We start from the raw sequence: 6,075 nt of genomic DNA, 5'->3' as shown, positions 1-6,075 counted from the left end.
AATCAATTTTCTCTCAAACCCATTTCCTCAATCATCGGCGGGGATAAGTAATGGGACAGAATTAATTACACAATTGATTTTTCTGTTCCCTGTTCCCTGTTCCCTGTTCCCTCTCTCAACGAGTGAATTTAATTTTGTCCGACTACTTATGTGCCTATCTTCTTATAAGATTAGATTTAACAAAAGTAAAAAATCTTGGTTTTAGAGAAAGATCATGACAACTTCTATCGCCTTTGACTTAGCATCACTAAATCAGCAATTTGAAACTGCAACCCCTACAGAAATCCTAGCCTGGTCTGTAAAGAACATCCCCACAGGATTAGTCCAAACTAGTGCCTTCAACGTTGATGACATCATCTTGACACACATTTTTTATAGCGAACTTCAGCATCCCGTTCCCGTTATTTTCCTAGATACCCTTTATCATTTCCCCCAAACCCTAGAATTGGTAGCTAAAGCCAAAGAAATCTATAACCTAGATTTAAAAACCTATAAAACCCCAGACGTAGATAGCCGTGAAGCCTTTGCTGCTAAATTTGGGGAAGCCCTTTGGGATACAGATATTACTAAATTCCACGACATTACCAAAATTGAGCCACTTCAACGCGGTTTAGATGAGCTTAATACTGTAGGTTGGATTACTGGTCGTCGTCGGGATCAAGCCGTTACTCGTGCTACCATGCCCGTATTTGAACTAGATGGTAAGGGAAGATTAAAAATTAACCCTCTAGCTACCTGGACTCGTAAGCAAAGCTGGGCGTATGTAGCTGAACATAAAGTAATTTACAACCCCCTTCATGATCAAGGTTATCCCAGTATTGGTGACGAACCTATTACCACTAAAGTCGGCGAAGGTGAAGACGAACGGGCTGGACGTTGGCGCGGAAGTGAAAAAACTGAGTGTGGAATTCACATTTAATCACACCACTAGATCCCCGACTTCTTGAAGAAGTCGGGGATCTTAACCCTTACAACCAATAAACTATGAAAATTCTCCATCTTTCAGATATCCATATTGGTAGCGGTTTTTGCCACGGGCGCGTTAATCCAGCCACAGGTTTAAACACCCGACTAGAGGATTTTGTGAAAACATTATCTTTGTGTATTGACCGAGCGATCGCTGATCATGTAGATTTAGTCCTGTTTGGTGGTGATGCCTTCCCTAATGCCACACCTGCACCCTATGTTCAAGAAGCCTTTGCTAATCAATTTCGCCGTTTAGTTGATGCAGATATCCCCACAGTCTTATTAGTAGGAAATCATGACCAACATTCCCAAGGTTTGGGAGGTGCAAGTTTAAATATTTATCGGACTTTGGGAGTACCAGGGTTTGTAGTTGGTGATACTTTAACTACTCATCGCCTTTCTACACAAAAAGGAGATGTGCAAATCATTACTCTCCCTTGGTTAACTCGTTCCACTTTAATGACTCGTCAAGAAACTCAGGGTTCTTCTCTAGCAGAAGTTAATCAACTCCTCACAGACCGTTTAGAGGTAGTTATCGAAGGAGAAATTCGCCGTCTTGACCCGAATTTACCCACTGTGCTTTTAGCCCATTTAATGGCTGATAATGCCACTTTAGGTGCAGAACGTTTATTAGCAGTCGGAAAAGGTTTTACTTTACCCTTATCTTTATTAACTCGACCATGTTTTGATTATGTGGCTTTAGGTCATGTTCACAAACACCAGAATTTAAATAAATCTAATGACCCACCAGTAATTTATCCTGGAAGTATTGAACGGGTAGATTTTAGTGAAGAAAAGGAAGACAAAGGTTATGTAATGATAGATTTGGAAAAAGGGAAAGTAAATTGGGAATTTTGTCCCTTACCCGTGCGAACATTTCGGACTATTGAGATAGATTTATCTAAACAAGATGATCCACAAAAAGCATTATTAAAAGGAATTACTAAATATGATATTCAGGATAATGTAGTGCGACTCATTTATAAATTGCGGTCTGAACAATTAGATTTAATTGATAACTCTTCTATACATCAAGCTTTAAGCATAGCACACACTTACACTATTCAAGCCGAATTAGTGAGTCAGTTAGCAAAACCTCGTATTCCTGAATTAAGCGCGAGTAGCAGTATTGACCCAATGGCAGCTTTAAAAACTTACTTAAATAATCGGGAAGATTTGAAAGAAATAATGCCCTCTATGTTAGAAGCAGCACAGAATTTATTAACAGATGATGAGGGAATTTATTTAGTACCCCAAGGAGGTAAGTAGGGGCAAACCCCCTGTGGTTGCCCCAAATACCGGGGTAGGCACGGGGGCGCTACCCTTACATTAAATGCCTATCTTCTTATAAAATTAATTTTGCCTGCCTACTTATCAGCAATTCTCTAACCAATTTTGCTTATTTGATTAATGTGCCTATTTCTGTTTAAAATGTCTTTCTTAGGTGAGTTTATCTAGGGTTTGCTGATAGCGTAGCATGGCGTTAGCCTGACTCCTGATAGCGAAGCGTGGTGTTAGCCATACTCCTGAATGGGCGCAGGCCCTGCGCCCCTACCTCCTGATAGCGCAGCGTGGCGTTAGCCATACTTCTAGCCCTCACAGACAACTTTTTCAGCAAGCCCTATCTATATTTTCTAGCATATATTTCTTAAAGTTCATCTTCTTCAATCACAGCATTCCGATCTAATATTAATAAGTTACGAAGTTGGTCTGTATCCATTTCTGTTAACCAATCTTCTCCTGCACCTACAACCTGTTCTGCTAGTTGTTTTTTACTTTCAATCATATCATTTATTTTCTCTTCTAATGTTCCAGTACAGACGAATTTATGGACTTGAACATTGCGGGTTTGACCAATTCTAAATACTCTATCTGTGGCTTGATTTTCAACTGCGGGATTCCACCATCTATCAAAGTGAAAAACATGATTTGCCCTAGTTAAATTCAATCCCACACCACCAGCTTTTAACGATAAAATCATAATTGGTGGTCCTTGGGGGTCATGTTGGAATCTATCAATCATTTCCTCTCTTTGCTTTTTACTGGTACTACCATATAAAAAGAATATCTCTCGTTCTAATTTCTTTTCTAAATACGATTTTAATAACTTACCCCATTCAGCAAATTGTGTGAAAATTAAAGCCCTGTCTCCTTCTGCTAAAACCTCATCTAACATTTCCTCTAGTCGTTGTAATTTAGCAGAATGATGTTTCTCTAAAGTTGCTAATTTCAAATATTGGGAAGGATGATTACAAATTTGTTTTAGCTTCACTAATAACCCTAAAATCATGCCGCGACGTTGTAAACCTTCCGCAGATTCAATTTCTACTAAAGATTCATCTACTAATTGTTGATATAGTGTAGCTTGTTCAGAAGTTAATCCACAAAAAACTGTCATTTCTTGCTTTTCTGGCAAGTCTTGAATTATGTCTTTATCACTTTTTAATCGCCGTAAAATAAAAGGCTGAACCAATGAACGTAATTGATTTAAAGAAGCAGTATCACCATACTTTTCAATTGGCATAGCAAACCGTCTTTGGAAAAATTGTTTATTCCCTAAATAACCGGGATTCAAGAAATCTAAAATAGACCATAATTCTTGCAATCTATTTTCTACAGGTGTACCTGTTAAAGCAATGCGAAATGTCGTTTCTAATTGTCGCACTGCCTGTGATTGTTTCGCATCTGAATTTTTGACATTTTGGGCTTCGTCTAAAACAATTATCTGCCATTCAACTGCTTTTAATAATTTAATATCGCGGTGAATCAGTGAATAGCTAGTAATTACTATATCGTGTTTATTAACGGCTTCTGTAAACGCTTTACCTTTAGGACGTTTATCACCGTGATATTCCAAAACTTTGATTGTCGGGGCAAATTTTTTAACTTCTTTTTGCCAATTGCCCATAACTGAAGTAGGACAAACTAATAAAGTTGGTTTTTCTAGGACATTTTCTTCTTTGAGGTGAAGTAAAAAAGCGATAAATTGGATGGTTTTTCCTAATCCCATATCGTCTGCAAGACAAGCACCTAAACCCCAACGTTCTAAAAATGCTAACCAACCCGCACCTCTTTCTTGATAAGGACGTAATTCTCCCCGAAAACTTTGAGGTGTAGTTAAAGGTTGAATTTCCTGATTATTAGTTAATGCCCCAATTAATTCTGCCAAGGCACCGGAAGCTTCAAAACTTACAACAGGTAATTTCTCAATTACTTGGGTGTCTCCTTTACTAATGCGTAAAGCATCTTCTAAAGAAAGAGACATTTGTTCTTTGCGAGAACTAAAAAAGGTTTGGGCAGTTTTAATATCTTGGGGACGGAGTTCTACCCATTCACCATTAATTTCGACTAAAGGACTATTTAATTTTACCAGTTTATCAAACTGAACTTTAGAAATTGTTTGTCCACCAATTGCCAAATGCCATTGGAAATTTAATAAACTTTGTAAACCCAAACGTCCGGATTTTTCTTGAGGAGTTTCGGCATTAATTTTTAAGCCTAAACGATTTGCCCACCCTTCCCGATTTGCTAAACTAGGCGGTAAAATTACTCCTAACCCGCTATCTTCAAATCTCCAAGTTACCGCTTTGATAAATTCATAAGCTTGCATGGGGGTGAGGTGACAAAATTCGGGAGATGCAGTTTCTAAACTGGGGGTAATTATGGGATACAATCGAGAAGCTAAACCCAAACCTCGCAAAAATGTTTCTTGAGGTTGTGCAATTGGGCGATTTTGATAAACTAATGTATCTACAGGTTGATGCCAAATTGTCGCTGCGGCTATTAAAAATTCTGGGTTATCTGCTGCTTGCAGAAAATACTTCAAAATCCAATCTGGTTCTTCATTTTCTGGAGGAAGCAATTGAAAACAAGTTCTAAATAAAGCTTTGCCTGTAAGTTGATATTGTAATGGTAAAGTCCAAGCTTTTAAAGTAGTTTGTAAACGGTCTCCTCCTGCTGCATCAATTGTATTATTTGCATTAATTAATCCTTGTAACCATTGCTGTAATGTAGCAGGTAAAGACATCATCATTCTCGGTTCTAGGGGAGATTGAGAACCAAGCATTAACCGCAATTGATTATCTGTAATGTGATTGAGGAATGATAATATTAATTCTTGAGGTAATAATGGTAAATTAATGGCTATATTTTCGGTAGTCTGTTGATATGTTCGACAAGCTAAAGGCATTTGTGAAGAGAATTTCTCTAACCTTGTGACATCTATGGCACTATCTAAAAGTATCTGCCATTTGGCAATTAAATTACTATCTTGTTTCTCAACAGTTGGTAAAAATTTACAACGAGAAATTAAATCTAAATGCCATCTGTAAATATGTACCCAAAAATGAATATCTGCTCCTAATAAAGCCGCTTTATTATCGGTTGTACTCAGGGGTAATGATGAGAGAAATTGAATTGCTAATGCTGGAGTGAGACAAAAACCCTCAATTTTCCAAGGATGTAAATATTGTGAAGATGGAGAATCTATATCCACGCTGACAGAATGAACGGGAGAAATTGTCGTTAATTCTGATTTATTAGATTTATTACTTTCTGAAAAATAAGTTGGTAAAGAAACTATTTGTGAATGAATAGGTAATTTTATTTCTGTTGGTGGTTTACTTTTAATTCTTTGTTTAGTAGTGGAAGATGGCTGAATTAAACTAGTAATTGATAAATTAGATAATTCTAACCATTCGTTTAATTCCACCGAGTCCATAGCCAAGGGATGTAAAGGAATCTCAGCAGATACTTCAGTATGCACCTGTGAAGAACGCCAAGTTTCTCCCCAAATAAAGAAATAACTATTTTGATGATTTATTACCCAAGTTCCGTGTAAAATTGCCATGTTTTAATATACTAAATAGGGTTTGCTGAATAAGTTGTCTGTGAAGGTAGGGAACAGTTTTAGCTATCAATAGTAACAAACACTAGTAGTTCGTCAAATTTATTTTGACAGGTAATGATCGGAAAAAACTTCTGTTCTTCCCTCCCCTACCCCCGGTGCCTCTCTTCTCCCCCTGCTTGCCTTCACCCGTCATTTTCGGGTTGACAGACTACTAGTTGACCGCTGCTCTCAATTCTTTTAGCACCTTACCAATTTCCACA

The 6,075-nt window shown here is 37.6% G+C and carries 3 protein-coding genes; 2 read left to right on the top strand and 1 reads right to left on the bottom strand.

Features of this window, described 5'->3' with window-relative positions:
* The first annotated feature begins 214 nt into the window (after positions 1-214).
* Positions 215-919 (top strand): phosphoadenosine phosphosulfate reductase, encoded by a 705-nt coding sequence (gene cysH, locus AN486_RS25975; RefSeq protein WP_053537602.1) that lies wholly within the window; start codon positions 215-217, stop codon positions 917-919.
* 65 nt (positions 920-984) lie between these two features.
* The gene (sbcD, locus tag AN486_RS25970; RefSeq protein ID WP_168466535.1) at positions 985-2,235 is read left to right on the top strand and encodes an exonuclease subunit SbcD; all 1,251 of its coding nucleotides are present in this window, start codon (positions 985-987) and stop codon (positions 2,233-2,235) included.
* Positions 2,236-2,614: 379 nt separating this feature from the next.
* On the opposite strand, the gene AN486_RS25965 is transcribed toward sbcD, so the two are convergent.
* On the bottom strand, positions 2,615-5,815 hold the full coding sequence (locus AN486_RS25965) for a DEAD/DEAH box helicase (protein WP_290602998.1): 3,201 nt from the start codon (positions 5,813-5,815) through the stop codon (positions 2,615-2,617).
* Between the last annotated feature and the right edge of the window lie 260 nt (positions 5,816-6,075).

Origin of the sequence: Anabaena sp. AL93, assembly GCF_001672085.1 — a bacterium.
GTDB lineage: Bacteria > Cyanobacteriota > Cyanobacteriia > Cyanobacteriales > Nostocaceae > Dolichospermum > Dolichospermum heterosporum.
The sequence above is the reverse complement of the archived record's forward strand: the minus strand, read 5'-3'. Positions and strand labels throughout refer to the sequence as shown.

Coding starts and splice junctions, on each gene's coding strand:
- sbcD (WP_168466535.1), top strand. CDS start 985: ATGAAAATTCTCCATCTTTCAGATATCCATATTGGTAGCGGTTTTTGC.
- AN486_RS25965 (WP_290602998.1), bottom strand. CDS start 5,815: ATGGCAATTTTACACGGAACTTGGGTAATAAATCATCAAAATAGTTAT.
- cysH (WP_053537602.1), top strand. CDS start 215: ATGACAACTTCTATCGCCTTTGACTTAGCATCACTAAATCAGCAATTT.